The 15,087-nt window shown below is 47.2% G+C and carries 11 protein-coding genes; all 11 read right to left on the minus strand.

All coding sequences use genetic code 11. From position 1 onward, the window contains the following. Window positions 1–366: 366 nt before the first annotated feature. On the minus strand, window positions 367–783 hold the full coding sequence (locus EGM68_RS21820) for a cupredoxin domain-containing protein (protein WP_025674777.1): 417 nt from the start codon (window positions 781–783) through the stop codon (window positions 367–369). Window positions 784–927: 144 nt separating this feature from the next. Further along, window positions 928–2,727 (minus strand): thiol reductant ABC exporter subunit CydC, encoded by a 1,800-nt coding sequence (gene cydC, locus EGM68_RS21825; protein ID WP_129549997.1) that lies wholly within the window; start codon window positions 2,725–2,727, stop codon window positions 928–930. Then, window positions 2,708–4,462, minus strand: a complete 1,755-nt coding sequence (gene cydD, locus EGM68_RS21830) for a thiol reductant ABC exporter subunit CydD (RefSeq protein ID WP_025674772.1) — start codon at window positions 4,460–4,462, stop codon at window positions 2,708–2,710. Before cydD ends, cydC begins: the two co-directional genes overlap by 20 nt. Beyond that, on the minus strand, window positions 4,462–5,475 hold the full coding sequence (gene cydB / locus EGM68_RS21835; RefSeq protein WP_129549998.1) for a cytochrome d ubiquinol oxidase subunit II: 1,014 nt from the start codon (window positions 5,473–5,475) through the stop codon (window positions 4,462–4,464). The genes cydD and cydB overlap by 1 nt, the downstream gene beginning before the upstream one ends. Further along, window positions 5,462–6,868, minus strand: a complete 1,407-nt coding sequence (locus tag EGM68_RS21840) for a cytochrome ubiquinol oxidase subunit I (RefSeq protein ID WP_025674770.1) — start codon at window positions 6,866–6,868, stop codon at window positions 5,462–5,464. Before EGM68_RS21840 ends, cydB begins: the two co-directional genes overlap by 14 nt. 402 nt (window positions 6,869–7,270) lie before the next feature. Further along, the gene (locus EGM68_RS21845; protein WP_129549999.1) at window positions 7,271–8,920 is read right to left on the minus strand and encodes a response regulator transcription factor; all 1,650 of its coding nucleotides are present in this window, start codon (window positions 8,918–8,920) and stop codon (window positions 7,271–7,273) included. Then, on the minus strand, window positions 8,913–10,703 hold the full coding sequence (locus tag EGM68_RS21850) for a cache domain-containing sensor histidine kinase (protein ID WP_102163508.1): 1,791 nt from the start codon (window positions 10,701–10,703) through the stop codon (window positions 8,913–8,915). Before EGM68_RS21850 ends, EGM68_RS21845 begins: the two co-directional genes overlap by 8 nt. Before the next feature lie 125 nt (window positions 10,704–10,828). Then, window positions 10,829–11,410 carry a peptide deformylase gene (gene def / locus EGM68_RS21855; RefSeq protein ID WP_129550000.1) on the minus strand — a complete coding sequence of 194 codons (582 nt, stop codon included), beginning with the start codon at window positions 11,408–11,410 and terminating at the stop codon, window positions 10,829–10,831. A gap of 287 nt (window positions 11,411–11,697) precedes the next feature. Beyond that, window positions 11,698–12,672, minus strand: a complete 975-nt coding sequence (locus tag EGM68_RS21860) for a polysaccharide pyruvyl transferase family protein (RefSeq protein ID WP_064963580.1) — start codon at window positions 12,670–12,672, stop codon at window positions 11,698–11,700. Continuing rightward, on the minus strand, window positions 12,647–14,026 hold the full coding sequence (locus tag EGM68_RS21865; RefSeq protein ID WP_129550001.1) for a lipopolysaccharide biosynthesis protein: 1,380 nt from the start codon (window positions 14,024–14,026) through the stop codon (window positions 12,647–12,649). The genes EGM68_RS21860 and EGM68_RS21865 overlap by 26 nt, the downstream gene beginning before the upstream one ends. A gap of 73 nt (window positions 14,027–14,099) precedes the next feature. Then, window positions 14,100–15,053, minus strand: coding sequence for a glycosyltransferase family 2 protein (locus EGM68_RS21870; protein WP_129550360.1), 954 nt, complete (start codon window positions 15,051–15,053; stop codon window positions 14,100–14,102). Window positions 15,054–15,087: the final 34 nt, after the last annotated feature.

Consider the following 15,087-nt stretch of genomic DNA (forward strand, 5'->3'; position numbering starts at 1 on the left):
AGAAAAATCAGTTCAAAATTAGATATATGGGATGAAAAAAATTACATTCGTGCCACTACGCATGCGGATGGTGCTTCCCATCGCTGTTGTCCCCGGATTTCTTGGATAAGCAGACAAAGGCTGAAATCCGGGGACAAAGGCGACCGCTATCGCTTGTACAGCACCATTCCGCCTGCTCCGTTCTCATGTAAATTCCCTGAGAGAAGAAAAAACAAAAGATCAGCTAATGTAAGCTGATCAGAGGTAAAGGATAGTGCATATTGCACCACAGCTGGATGATGATATATATACACATACTGTCCCAATTCACCTAGTTAAAAGAAAAAAGGCTTTCTGGCATCAATGTGCCAGAAAGCCTTTTTTGATTTATTTTACTGTGATCGTCCCGTAGTACATGTACATGCCACAATTATACTCATATACGCCCGGTTTCAAGTCCTGGACGGTAAAATAATTATTTTCGTGATCCAGGTAAACGTCCATTCCGATCTTCAACGACTGTACTTCATCAATGCAAGTAAAAGACGTCATTTTCTTGAAATTGATCTTGGTTGGAACGCCGGCTTTCACTTCAATATTTTTAGGATAGAAACCGTCCCCTTTTACACCCACTGTCACAATCTCGTATTTGGCTTCATCTGGTTCTTCCTGAGCTTGTTTAGGTTGAACGGCCGGAAACGACGACACGCTCCCCTGAAAATAAAACAAGACAAACCCGCCCATGATCAGGGCTACAAAACCAATCAGCATCAAATGCCAATGTTTAGAGATGAGTGTTTTCATTTCTTTCAGCCCCCTCCAGTTGAATGTCTACATGACATGTGACGCATCAACTCTAACCAGTATATAAAAGTTAATCGAAATTTTAAATACCTTGTTTCAAAGCTTCTAGCAGATGAATCATATTATCCGACACGGTGATCATCACTATTTTTCCAGATCCGGATGATCTAGCTTATACAGATTACGGTACCGGGCATGATCGCGCCAAAGCTCATCATGACTGCCTCGCATGGAGATGGCGCCTTGTTCCATAAAGATCACCTCGTCCATATGCTTCATCCCCGTGAGATGATGAGTGATCCAGATCAATGTTTTGCCTTCCAGTACGCGAAACATCGTCTGCATAAGTTCATGCTCCGTCAGTGGATCAAGCCCCACTGTCGGCTCATCCAGCAAAACAATCGGATGGTTTTGCAGCAAAATCCGCGCCAGTGCAATGCGCTGTCTTTCTCCACCAGAAAAGCGAAGACCCGTCTCCTGCATTCTAGTATCGTAACCCTCTGGTAAAGAATCGATCAGGGTTCCAAGCCCTACCTGCTCCGTTACTGCACGAACCTCATCGAGCGTGGCGTCAGGTCGCCCTAAACGAATATTGTTCGCTACCGTCGTATCGAACAAATACGGTTGCTGGTTTAGCACCGCAAACAGACTGGAGTATGCTCCACCTGTAAATACGGGCACGCCTGCGACAGTGACGCTCCCTTCATCAGGTTGCAATGCTCCCTGAATCAGATTCAGCAGCGTAGACTTGCCCGCACCACTGCGGCCAAGCAATGCAACCTTCCCCCCCTGGGGTACGTGTAGGGAGATATTACGCACACTCCATTTCTGCGTTGCCGCATAGCGGAAGCTTACGTTGTTCAGCAGTAGGTCTCCCCGGTGGCTTAATCGCTGAGCGGTAGCCTGTTCTTCTTTAGTATCTGCTGCATCGTCTGCTGCTGGTTGTCCTGCATCTGATCGTGCTGCAAGTGCAGATGTATCTTTCTCGGAATCCTTTAGCCGTCGAAGTGAATCCTGATACTCCGGCGCATGAACCACCGCTTCTCCAGCGCGAACGAAGGCATCCAGCAACGGAAAAGTTACTAAGGCAAAGGATGCCAGCCATGTGGCTTCAATGCGATTCTGTGCTACCAGTCCTCCGGCCCACACAGTCATAATTACAATTCCGCCGCCTACAAGGCATTGTGCGATCCAATGAGAACGCCACTCGTTCCGACGAAGTGAACTTTCAACCATGGCAGCCCTCTTGTGCCGTTGTGTAAAGGTGCTAAGGAAATGCCCAGTCCGTCCACTCAGCACCAGATCACTCATGCCGAACAAAGCATCCGTCAGTTCCTGATAGGCTTTACTCCGTTCCTGCTTGAACGTAAGCCGTTTGGCGAGTGAGGTCCCAAGTGAGATAGCCGGGGCGATGAACAGCAAAAATCCCCCATATAGCGCCATCAGCAAGGCAAATGTTCCGTCCATCCAGCCAAGCGCCAAGATGCCTGCTGCATAAATCAGCAAAGCCGATAACGCAGGCAGAACCAGCTTCAGATAGATATTTTGAAGCTGCTCAATGTCCTCCGCCAGCAATCCCAATAGATCCCCTGTACGAAATTTGCTGCGAATCATCAGCGCCTGCGGTTCCACTGCCCGATACAAGCGTACCCGCATACGAGACACAAGGCGCAGCGCAGCATCATGGCCTACCAAGCGTTCCAGATACTGAATGACGGCTTTACTAAAACCAAACGTTCGCACAAGCACAATGGGCACATACACCATTAATATATTTTCAGGCTTTAAGGCCGAGCGAGTAATCAGATGGCCGGACGTAAAGAGCAGCGCGCCTGCACATCCAATGGATAGTGCACCCAAAAGAGCAGCTGCCAGAAGGGCCCAAAAATAGTGTTTCAGATAAGGCAAAAACCAGCCTTGGCTACTATTGTCCGTTGCTCTCATATCGTCCGTCCCCTCCTTCCGACATTCCCGTCAGCAATCGGTAATATTCTCCCTTTTGGGCAACTAGTTGCTGATGGGAACCTACCTCTTCCAGACGGCCTTGATTCATCATCCAGACACAGTCCATATCCGGCATCCAATGCAGCCGATGGGTGGCAAGAAACATTCTTTTGTGTTTCAATACGGACAAAATGGTCTGTTTTAACTCCCATTCTGTCTCAATATCCAAATGTGCTGTAGGCTCGTCCAATAAAATGATCGGACGGTTACTAAGCAAAGCCCGCGCCAAGGCAATCCGCTGCGCCTGCCCTCCACTCAATGTCCGACCTGCTTCCCCAATAGGCTCATTCAAACCACCCGGAAGGCCATTCACCAGTTCACGCAGTCCAACCGCGTCAATCGCCCACTCTACCTGCTGGTTGGATGCTTCCGGTTCATAAAAGCGAATATTATCTGCCAAAGTAGCGCTAAACAGGTAAGGATGCTGTGGAATATAGGCAATATGCCGTTGCCATTCAGCTTTGGTATCCGCAGATAATCGGCATCCATTAAGGGTCAGCTCACCTGAAGTGGGGTCAGAAAAACCGCCAAGCAGACTAAGCAATGTCGTTTTGCCTGCACCGCTCGCTCCGACGATGCCAATCATGTTCATGTGCGGTTCAACACTTGCAGACACATGTTCAAGCCGGGCGGAGCCGTCTTCATTAAGAAAACACACATCGGACAGCTTGAGGATGTCCTGCCCCGTGATGTCTAATCCTTTATCATTAGCTGTCTTCGGCTCTATCGTTTCATCCTCTGCAACGAGAATGGAGCGTATCGCTCCCCAAGCCTCCTTACCGTCCAATGAGGCGTGATAGTCTGATCCCAACTGGCGTATAGGCATAAAATATTCCGGTGCCAGAATAAGCACCGCAAGCGCTGCCTCCAGTCCCACCGAACCACTAATCAGACGCAGCCCCAAGCCTACTGCTACAAAAGCGACCGACAGCATACTGAAAAAGTCGAGGGCAAATGAAGAAAGAAACGCTACCCGCAGCGTACGCATCGTTGCCGTACGGTATTGGTCGCTGACCTTCCCTACGGTTTCCCCATGCGCCCGACTGCGTCCCAAAAACCTTAGTGTCTGTAGGCCACGCAACGAATCCGTGAAATGATGTGATAATAGACGATAGGAACGCCACTGCTTGTCTGCCTGCTTTCGCGCCGCCAAGCCGAGTAAAATAAAGAAGCCCACCAAAATCGGCATCGTAGTCGTCAAAATCACACCTGAAATCATATCTAATGTGAAAACATACACAAGCACCAGTAAGGTTACAGCCATCATGTCTATTATACGAGGAATGGATATTTCCAAATAATTGCGAAACCGATCCACACCATCCAGCGCTAGCGTCACCAACTTGCCGCTTCCTTCCTGCGCGGCAAAACCCGGACCCCGCTCGAACAAACGCGCAAGCAGACGCTCCCGTAAGGAAGCGCCTGCTGCTTCGGCGAAACGACCGGCTGTCCGGCGTTGCAGCCAAATCATCGTATGCCTCACTGCAAAAGCCGCGAAAAACAACGCCAGCGATGGCCAAGCCATTACCAGCGGATTTTTATTAAACAAAACCGTTACAGCCTTTGCCAAAAAGATGGCTTGTGCAATTACCGCTGCTCCCTGGAGCAGGGAAAGGGCGGCCAGCAGCAGCATTACTGGCCGAATGCCCTTTAATTCAAACCAGGCTTTATCCATTAGTATTCCAGATGATCCTTCTCACTGAGACGCTTATGGAAAACAAAATAGCTCCACGCCTGATAAGCCAACACAAAGGGTAAAAGCATTGCTGCAACAATCGTCATGGCTTTCAGTGTGTAATGACTGGAGCTTGCATTATATATCGTCAAATCAAAAGCACTGTTGATCGAGCTCACCATAAATCTTGGGAACAAGCCAACGAATAACGAAACGAAGCTTAGCAAAATGATGACACCTGTCATCCCGAAAGCCCACCCTTCGCGGCGCTGCCTCAGGAAATACCATGTCAGCACATAGGCGAGAATTCCCACCGCTACCGCAACATACATAAAGGGACCGCGACGTGCAAATAAATCCGTTGCAAAATAAGTCCATACCACCATACCAGCAAGTAGAATTCCCAAAACCGGAAGAAATTTGGACGCGATCACACGAGCACGATCTCTGACTTCACCAATCGTCCGCAGAGAAATGAACGTCAGCCCGTGCATGAGGCACATTCCGACCACTGTCAGTCCAATCCATACGGTGTATCCATTGAACACATCCAAAAATCCGGCTTTCAAATCCATGTTTTGCTGAATAGGTACACCTTTCACCAAAGCCGCAAAGGCCATACCAAACAGCATCGGCGGCAGGAAGCTGCCAATCAGAATGCAAGTATCCCACGTTCCTGTCCACCCTTTTCCTTCGGCCTTGCCACGGAACTCAAAGGAGACTCCTCGCAAGATCAAACCTAGCAAAATAAACACAAATACCAGATAATATCCGCTGAACATCGTTGCATAAAAATGCGGAAAAGCGGCAAACATCGCACCTGCTGCTGTAATCAGCCACACTTCGTTGGCATCCCAGAATGGACCAATCGTATTGATCATCAAACGTTTTTGTTGGTCATTACGCGGCACTAATCCTGTTGCCATCCCCACGCCAAAATCAAAGCCCTCTAGAAAAAAGAAGCCTGTAAACAACACTGCGATCAATAAGAACCATAAATCATTTAACGACAATGCTGTCACCTCCTTGAGCAAATGGATCATGAATGACTGTATGCTGATGCGGCTCAATATCTGGGCCTTTACGAGCGGTGCGAGCAAACAGGAATGCCAGTACACCCGTTAAAATGAGATACAGCGTCGTAAATGCAATCAGGGAGAACAGCACTTCTCCTGCTACAACGGTAGGTGAAACAGAATCTTTCGTTTGAAGCAAGCCAAACACAGTCCACGGCTGACGTCCCATTTCTGTCATGATCCAGCCTGCTGTATTCCCAATGAACGGGAGCGATATCCCCCACAGCATAAGGCGGAAGAACCAACGATGTGAGCCCTCCAATTTTTGTCGAAAACTCAGGTAAGCTCCGTACAGAGCAAGTGCAATCATGGCACATCCTGCCGCAATCATAATGCGGAAGCTCCAGAAGGTCGTACGGACAGGCGGAATATAATCACCTGGACCGTAGGTCTTTTCATACTGTGCTTGAAGTTCCTTCATACCAGGCACAGAGCCAGAAAACTTGCTATACGACAGAAAGCTCAGTGCAAACGGAACCTTAATCTCAAAGGTATTTTCCTGCTTATCAGGATCAATATTTGCAATAACCGTCCAAGGCGCCGGATCGCCGCTGTCTCCCCACAGAGCTTCACTGGCTGCCATCTTCATGGGCTGTGTTTTGATCAAATATTGAGCCTGTCCATGACCAAACAAAGGAATAGCAATGGCACAGATTAATGCAACAATAATGCTCAATTTAAAAGAAGGTTTAAAAAAGTCCATATTCTTTTTATGCATCAGCTTCCAAGCACTAATCCCTGCTACGAGGAAAGCACCGGTTGCAATGGCAGCAAAAATGGTGTGAGGATACTCCCACAAAAGCTGCTCGTTCGTTAACAAAGCAGCAAAATCCTGCATTTCTGCCCGACCATTTACAACCCCATATCCTACGGGACGTTGCATGAATGAATTGGCAGCCAAAATCCACAAAGCCGAGAGCATCGTACCGATCGCTACTAGCCACATGCAAATTAAATGGACAGTTTTGGATAATCTTTCCCAGCCGAATACCCATAGACCGATAAAGGTCGATTCCAGGAAAAATGCGAGCAATGCTTCAATGGCTAGCGGTGTACCAAATACATCACCGACAAAACGGGAAAAGTCCGACCAATTCATTCCGAACTGGAACTCCTGCAAAATCCCGGTGACTACCCCTAGCGCAAAGTTAATCAGCAGAAATGTCCCCCAGAATTGAGCCATTTTTTTGTACAAGTCTTTTTTCTTGATAACATACATAGTCTCCATAATTGCCACCAACAATGACAATCCAATGGAGATCGGCACATAAACAAAATGAAGAATCGTAGTGGTTGCAAACTGCAACCGTGCCAAATCCAATACGTCCATGATGCTGCTCCTCCCCTGTACTTCCCTTAACAATGATTTAATGTTTGTGATCTGAAGTCTTTTGTATTTGTGATTATATTCACACTCTTACATATGAAACCGTCACTTTTTTAGGAAATGACCCACTCAGCTAACTTGCCATGGTTGCCATAACCGGGCTTCAGATTATCCCCATTATATAGAATAAATTTAAATGAAATTGAATCAAAAATGTGAACATCGTGTCAAAGTTGTGTCATAACGATGGCTTTTCTACGGAAATGCCCTAAATTCCATAATCAATGTGACATTTTCTATTGATCTGTCTTTTTCAATATATATAAAAAGAGCCTCTCTTCATTCGGAGGAGATACCTCCGACATCTGCAAGAGAGACTTCATAACGTTAAACCTAGGGAATCGATCAACAGCCATCTGTTCCTCCGTTCTTTTGGACCTGATTACGGTAAGAGGAAGGTGACATTCCAACATACTTTTTAAATTTACTATGAAAATAATCTGCATTCGCATACCCCACGCGGCCCGCCACTTGGTGTACCTTAATCCCCTGTGCAAGCAATTCCCTTGCTCGCTCAATCCTTACCTTATCCAGGTAGGCATTAAAGGCCTCGCCTGTATGACTTTTGAACAGTTTGCCCAAATACCCACTATTGTAATTGAACATATCTGCCAGTAACTCCAGTCGCAAATTTTCATCATAATGACCATGTATAAAGTCAATCATTTGCTTCATGATGATCTCCTTGCCACCCGTATCAGTCTGGCCAATCCACTGCAACACATGTTCGAGCGAGTGATCCACCAGCTCGCCCAATGTTGAATAGGCATATACATTGGTAATCAGGTTAGAGTGCTCCTCCAGCACGGTCCGGCTGTGTTCTTGTCCAGCTGCATACTTGTTCAGTGCCAGTGTGAATGTCTGAGCGAATGCCGCCTTGATTGCAGATTCTGTACGATAAATCTGTGGAAATTGGATTTCCATGTCCTTAATGACACGGGTCGCCGCTTTACCATTAGCCATATCCAGCGCATAGTACAGCTTTTCTGCATAACGCATGGGGTCATCCGAGGCCCTGTCAGACGCTTCATCCATTTCAGCATGGACTGTCTCCCATTCATGTAAGTCTTCGGGAAGCATGACTCTTTCTGCTCGGAACAAAAACGTACGCTCCAATAATCGTAACGCCTGCTCAAAAGATCTGGGGATATCGCTAAGAATGTCTACCGGAGCGCCAGCAGCCCCATAGATTTCATTTACCCAAGGCTTTAGTTCCTGTCGCCATGCAGCCAGCAACTGAACAGCATCTTGCTCCGTTTTTAACATGGCAGGAAGCAGTAGGCCCGTATATATTCCAGCCTCAAACACAATGCCTCTATCCTGATCACGACACAATTCCGCTAGCCGCTGCTTTGCTGCCAACTGCCGGGCTTGCCGATCCCAGTCAGGTATACGCAAATCTAGCAAAATCACCTGATAGCTACTCCAGTCCAATGCTGGTAACGCTGGCTGTTGTCCGTGCTTTCCAGCGCCGCTTTGGTGATCAGCTTGCTTGGATGCACGATGGCTGGGTTCCACAGCATCCCGAGTGTGCTCTGCATGAACCGGAAACAACAGCGCTTCAATCCAATCGCGCTCATGCGGAGATGGACTCCCCCACTTTCCATCTCCCTTTTCATTCTCAATGCTTTGTCGTACTCGTTTCAGCTCTAACGTCATTTCTTCCTCATCAACCGGCTTCAACAGATAACCATCCACCCCGAATCCCATGGCTTGCCTAGCATAATTAAAGTCTGCATATCCGCTTAAAATGAGAAAGTGAAACGGCTCCCCATTCATTTGGCGTATGCTTTGTATAACCTCCAATCCACTCATCCCAGGCATACGAATATCTACAATGACCAGTTCCGGTCGATGCTCTCCGAACTTTTCCAGAGCCTCGCGTCCGTTCTCTGCCGTATCGACGATGCGAAAGCCACAATCCCCCCAGTCAATAATGGAAGACAGTCCTTCACGAATCGCAGGCTCATCATCTACAATCATCGCTTTATACATTCGACGCTTCCTCCCTTGGTATGGAAAAGTATACGGTTGTTCCTACCTGTAATGCGCTTTCAATATGCAGACCATAACGTTCACCATACATCAATGTCAGACGTTGATGAACATTACGCAGACCAATACTGCTCCCTTCCGGCTCCTCCGTACCCGTGATCCGAGCCAACAGACGGGTCAGTTGCTCTTCCTTCATGCCAATTCCATCATCAGCCACTTTAATGTGCAGTTCTCTTTGTTCTATTGTGATATCTACCTTCACGGTAACTGGCTCTTCCTTATTTTCTAGGCCATGAATAACTGCATTTTCCACTAGCGGTTGTATGATTAAGGGAGGAATCGACATGTCCTTCGCGCTTTCTTCCAAATTCACTTCATAGACCAAACGATTCCCAAACCTGAACTGCTGAATTTGCAAATAGGATCGCACCATATCCAGTTCCTGTAATACGGTTGTTTTACCACTGCCAATCTCCAGATTCCTGCGCATCAGCCTGCCAAGCAAACGGACCGTCGTTGCAATCTCCGCTTCCCCATTCAAATGTGCTTTCATTCGAATGGATTCTAACGCGTTAAACAGAAAATGCGGATTAATTTGGCTTGCCATCATTTTTAGCTTGATATCCTTTTGTGCCAATTCAAGCTTATTGTTATGCTCACTCGTCTCATAGACCTGTGCCATAAGCTGGCGGATACTACTTACCATGTAGTTGAAACGGCGCGATAAATCACCGATCTCGTCCCTTCCCTCCACACTGGATACTACATGAAAATCACCCGCAGCTACTTGACCCAGCTCATAGCTCAACCGCTGGAGCCGTTTGGTAATAAGCCAGGAAATGATGGTAATCAGAATCAGCGCCATGATGAGTACCGCTAGTACACATAATGCACCAATCAGGCTGACCCGGTTCGCCCCCTGCACAATATGTTCCGTAGAAAACACCGAAATAATTGTCAATCCGCTCACACTTGAGGTTGGCAGCAGCTCATCCACAATAATGTTCGAGGGCGTTCCGTTGATTTTTGCTTCATATATCCCCTTACCTGCACGCTGGACATCAAAGCCTAAATGTAAATCGGTCAACGTCTGACCTACCGACTGTGGATGGGTAGCTGCGACCACAATCCCGTTACGATCCGCAATCAATGTTTCAAAGGGCTCCTTGCTTAGCATATGATTCAACTCGGTCTGACTCAGTGCAATCATCAGAACTCCCTTGGAATTGTATTCGGGAAAAGGAATTTGTCGTACCAGGCTGAGGCGGTTAACCGGGTTATCCTCCTTATCCTGAATGTAAATCCAGTTAATCGCCGTCCCCTTCAAAGCCTCCTGGAACCATGGCTGCCGCTCAATGTTAGAGTCCACAGGAATAAACTCCAGATTGTTGACCAACGTCGGATTGTACGAATAGAACCGGATAGTAGCAACCTCTCTATATTGTTGGGTGTACTCATTAAAATCCTTGTATTGATGGTACGCATTCATGAGCTCCACCATGCCGGGATAACGACGGTTCGCCATCTCCTTTAGCCTTTTATCGAACATCAGCCCATTTGAAATATCTGTTGGCACACGTAGTAAATTTGCTGTCTGGCTCTTAATCTTTTCCACATTATTTACCGTCTGGGCAATCGCACTGTCCAGTGCCTGCTCTCGCAAATAAAAAGTAACGCAGCCGCCCACCACCAGCACTGGGATCATGACAATCAGTACGTAGGAGAAGAGCAGCTTATTCCGCATACGCATATTATTCATCAGATGCCGGACTCCACGATACATGCCATCCCTCCCGCGAAATAAGCGCTTACATGTTTTCAGTTTAAAGCTTCACAACATTTATATCCATATTTTCTTGCAAAATAAAAAGGTGGTGAACGGAGTCACCACACTTTACAGATCACGAACTATTTACGTACAAAAGGTTCGATATGCACTCCCTGTGGCAGCTTATGCGGATCTTCCGGGTTGATACGGTCATAAAACATAATGCCATCCAGATGGTCCATTTCATGCTGTACAACAATCGCTGCATAACCCTTAAACGTTAACAACTCCTGAGTCCCGTCCGGCAAATTGGCCTTGATGCGAATCTTCTCGTAACGCGGTACATATCCGGGTATATACCGATCTACAGACAAGCATCCCTCCCCCTGTTCCAAATAAATCATGGATGTAGAGTGGCTGACCAGCTTCGGATTAAACAGGGCATATTCTACCATTTGGTCTCCGTCCTCATAATAAATAGCACACATTCTTTTATTTAACCCAACCTGGTTGGCGGATAGCCCTACACCCGGGCGCAGCTCATAGCGGGTGGCCAGCTCTTCATTTTGGCTATTTTTCAGATAATCCAGCATCCATTGCATCTGTTGAAGATCCTCTTCAGACAGCGGCAGACATACCGGATCAACCTTTTTGCGCAAAATCGGTTCCCCTTCACGCACGATATCCTTCGTGAGAAGCATGTCCATCGATTGATTGCTCATTCGTCAGCCTCGATTCATTTAAATAAATATACGATCATGTGATGTACAGCAAAAGCTGGAGAATTCCGCGCTTTTCTGCAAGTTTTATCCCATAAATTATATCTATTCATGAAATGAATTGTCAAAATAGAGCGAAAATATCCTCTCTTATAGATTAAGTCATTAAAATATTCATTACCTTAATTGTTTATCTAATTAAATTATACTTATGCTCTTTGTAGTACTGAACCAAAAACCTCCTAAACCAATGAAGTGTTCAGGAGGTCTTTAACTAGCTTTTCTTACGATTAAGACGGCTGCTCTAATGCTTCAGGTGTTTCACTGAACAGCTTTGCCTTCGGATTCGGCTGTGTCCAGGTATTATAATATTGCGAATTCTTGCCGTAAGAATTATCGATGACAACATGCGGCATATCAAGCAGACAGGCCAGAATGTGACCGTGCAACCGTGAAGTGCGAACCTCACGGTAAGAACTGAACAGCGTAACCGCCTTGTTCATGAGATGGTCAGTGTACTTGTACCAGAATGTACGGGTAGGCAACGGGCCGCCAATTTTCTTATTCAGACGGTAAAACTTTTGGAAATAGACGATCCCCTTCACTTCCAGCGGAGTGAATAAAGTATCCCAGTCCAGACGGTGAGAGGCATCAGCCTCGTCATCGAATTTCTTTTGCCCCCCCACCGTTTCAATATCCGTACGCAGGAAGTACAGTACATCCTTCACGGTTTCCGTAGTTGGCTTCAATGGCCAAAGCTGGTGCGCCATATCAGGACATAATGTGATGCTGCACTGGTTCAGCTTATCCTTAGCCCACTGATAAGAGCGTGTATCCCGCACAAACATATGTAGATCCGGGTGAGCATTAAACAGGGCAGCCACCTCATTAGCCTTCTGTTCAGACTGGAAGTGGATCGTCTGCGGCATGATTACAATTCGGTGGTTAGGGAAATCACGAACGATGCGTTCTCGCAAATTTTGGTGATTTGAATATAAGTCGCCAAAGTTGCCACCACCGTGGCATACGATAATCCAGTCGCCCGGAATATGAAGCTGATCGGGAATATCCATGGCGCTATAACGGGCACGGACACGAATATCATTATCCTTAAAGAACGCTTCGGTGCCTTTCATGATCAGTACATCCCCACCGTTATTATAGACGGGATAATCGACATAAATAATATTCGAACCTTGAGGGACTACGTCGAGAATGACGCTTAGCTTATTTTTTAGTTTAGCCATGGGATGCGAATTCGGCATCTTTCAGTTCTCCCTTCCTGCGCTTCTTTTGTATAGTCTGCAAGACAAATGTAATATCACTTTTATCAAAAATGATCCGGGATAGCGGAACATTGAAAAACATGGGGAACGAGAACAGCGAGAACGCCAACCGTACACAAGCACCTACAAGCAAAGCAATAGCAATGCCGTCCAGACCGAAGATCGGTGTACAAATAAAAAACAGACCGACGGTGATCGCATAGGCTACAATTTGCCGGAACAGTACCAGTCCCGGACGACCGAGTGCGTTAAAGGCCGAAGCCAAAATCCATGAGCCACCACCAATAATACATTCCAGTGACAGCAGGTAGAACGTTAGCGATGCTTCCAGAAAAGCGGGACCGTACAGTAATCCCAGCATGTATCGTCCAATGAAGAGAGCCGGTACAATGACGATTAGCATCGCAGCCATAGAGATGCGAAAAGCACGACCCACCGTTTCGACAATTTTGCTGTGTTCCATCCCTGTCACCTTCGGGAAGGTTACATTAGTGACAGCATTTTGCACCACATTGAACACACGGGACAAGGCGTAGACAACAGAGTACAGACCGAACGCTTTGGGCGACAGCAGCGCCACAATGACGATTTTGTCCGTTTGTGTGGACAGCGTCCCCATCAACTCCATCCCGTACACCCGCGCTCCATAGCTATAATAAGGGCGCAGCACTTGGCGGCTGGTCAACGGACGAAATGCGCGCAAATTCATATGCTTGCGCAAACGGAGGAACGCCCACATGAGCGCAAGGAAACTCGCAGCAAAATTCACTGCCCCCGCCAGTTGCACATTGAGTAAGCCCATCAGCCACAGGGTCACTAGACCGATGAAATTCAGTAACGGATAGTAAAACAACAGGCCGTTATATACGCTAAATCGATCCAGTCCTTGCGATAATGCCGTCGTGAGTGCTGTAAGTACCGCTAGCGGTACTGCTGCCGCACAATAAATCTGCGACAGTTGGATGATGTCTGCACCATAGCCATTCAGCCACAACGGCATACATATCCAGGCCACCGCTCCCGCCAACAGACTGGAAGGCAACTGAATCCAGAGCGACAACGCCAGCAGTTCTTCCGTCGTGCCTGTTTTCTTCTTGAGGTTATAAATTAACGATGTTGGCAAGCCGAAGCTCAATACACTGCCGATCAGCGTAGGCCAGAACAGAACAGCCGCCAGTTCACCTTTCCCCTCTACTCCGAGCATACGTGCGGTCAGGATGGAAGTCAGGGTCGTGACGATTAGCACAAAAAAATTATTAAAGCTCGTGCGCATGATCGTTTTGGCGAGACTGTCACCCGTGAATACTTTCCTTGCTGCTGTCCATGTGCTCATGTTACGTCCAACTCCTGTTCCTTATTAAGCCTCTCGTCTCTATGCTCACATCGCGTCTTTTGACGCACCTCCATCAGCCCACCGTTTTTTTGGAATTGCGCTCAGACAACTGTCCTCCGCTAACAGGCTCCTTCGTACTTGAGAAAATTTCTTTCAGTGCTCTTCTATAGCCTTGAATGGCTTTATGATTTTTTTTGGGTCTTTCCCTCAAAATCTGATACAACGTCGTCCAATATAGTGCTGCATAACCGATCGGCCCAGACCCCTCGTCACGTAGTAGATGAATATGATTCATCACCCGCATATAAGTAACCTGTTCCATATTGTCGCGCGAGGACGGCGATTCGTGATGAAGCAGCGTAAGCGCCGGATTAATATACAATGGACCGCTTTTCATGGCGATACGGGAAAGTAATAAATCCTCGCCGACGCTATAGCTTTGCAACCAAGGTACCGGCTCCAGACTTAGAATCGCATCACGGCGAAATGACATATTACAACCATGAAAAAACTGGGTCTTAAACGTCTTCTTGGCCTTATGCCAGTTGTACATCGAGCCGGACTGACCGCTGAGGGACAATCTCCCTTTGGACAAGGATTGCTGGAACGAAAGCAAGCAGCGAATCGTACCCATGAAACTGTTACTCATTCCCTGTGCTATGCCTCCAACACCAGCTGCCTGCGGATACGCCTCATAGGTGCGCATTAACTCATTCAAGTAGTTGCCCGGCAGCTCAACATCATCGTCAAGGAACAAAATGATGTCACCTTGGGCAAGCTCCACCGTTTTTACACGTGATAACCATAGTCCGGGTTGCTCCTTACGATGATATCGGTAGGCAATTCCCGCTCTGCCCAACTGACGCTCATAACGTTCCAGCACATGCTTTGGCAGTTTTCCGTCATCAATAATCCACAGCTCGGTTTCACATGCCTCTGGTGCTCCCCCCATGGCAATTGAATTGATGCATCGGGTCAGATCGTCAACCCGATTGCGGGTGCACAGAGCAATGGACAAGCTTAACATCATACTCCCCCTTTATCCTGTCAATGTGTTTAAA

It is taken from the genome of Paenibacillus sp. M-152 (assembly GCF_003856555.1).
Classification (GTDB): domain Bacteria; phylum Bacillota; class Bacilli; order Paenibacillales; family Paenibacillaceae; genus Paenibacillus; species Paenibacillus polymyxa_C.

Excerpts from the sequence above, each read along its gene's own strand:
- EGM68_RS21820 (WP_025674777.1), bottom strand. The coding sequence starts at position 783 with ATGAAAACACTCATCTCTAAACATTGGCATTTGATGCTGATTGGTTTT.
- cydC (WP_129549997.1), bottom strand. The coding sequence starts at position 2,727 with ATGAGAGCAACGGACAATAGTAGCCAAGGCTGGTTTTTGCCTTATCTG.
- cydD (WP_025674772.1), bottom strand. The coding sequence starts at position 4,462 with ATGGATAAAGCCTGGTTTGAATTAAAGGGCATTCGGCCAGTAATGCTG.
- EGM68_RS21840 (WP_025674770.1), bottom strand. The coding sequence starts at position 6,868 with ATGGACGTATTGGATTTGGCACGGTTGCAGTTTGCAACCACTACGATT.
- EGM68_RS21845 (WP_129549999.1), bottom strand. The coding sequence starts at position 8,920 with ATGTATAAAGCGATGATTGTAGATGATGAGCCTGCGATTCGTGAAGGA.
- EGM68_RS21850 (WP_102163508.1), bottom strand. The coding sequence starts at position 10,703 with ATGTATCGTGGAGTCCGGCATCTGATGAATAATATGCGTATGCGGAAT.
- def (WP_129550000.1), bottom strand. The coding sequence starts at position 11,410 with ATGAGCAATCAATCGATGGACATGCTTCTCACGAAGGATATCGTGCGT.
- EGM68_RS21860 (WP_064963580.1), bottom strand. The coding sequence starts at position 12,672 with ATGCCGAATTCGCATCCCATGGCTAAACTAAAAAATAAGCTAAGCGTC.
- EGM68_RS21865 (WP_129550001.1), bottom strand. The coding sequence starts at position 14,026 with ATGAGCACATGGACAGCAGCAAGGAAAGTATTCACGGGTGACAGTCTC.
- EGM68_RS21870 (WP_129550360.1), bottom strand. The coding sequence starts at position 15,053 with ATGTTAAGCTTGTCCATTGCTCTGTGCACCCGCAATCGGGTTGACGAT.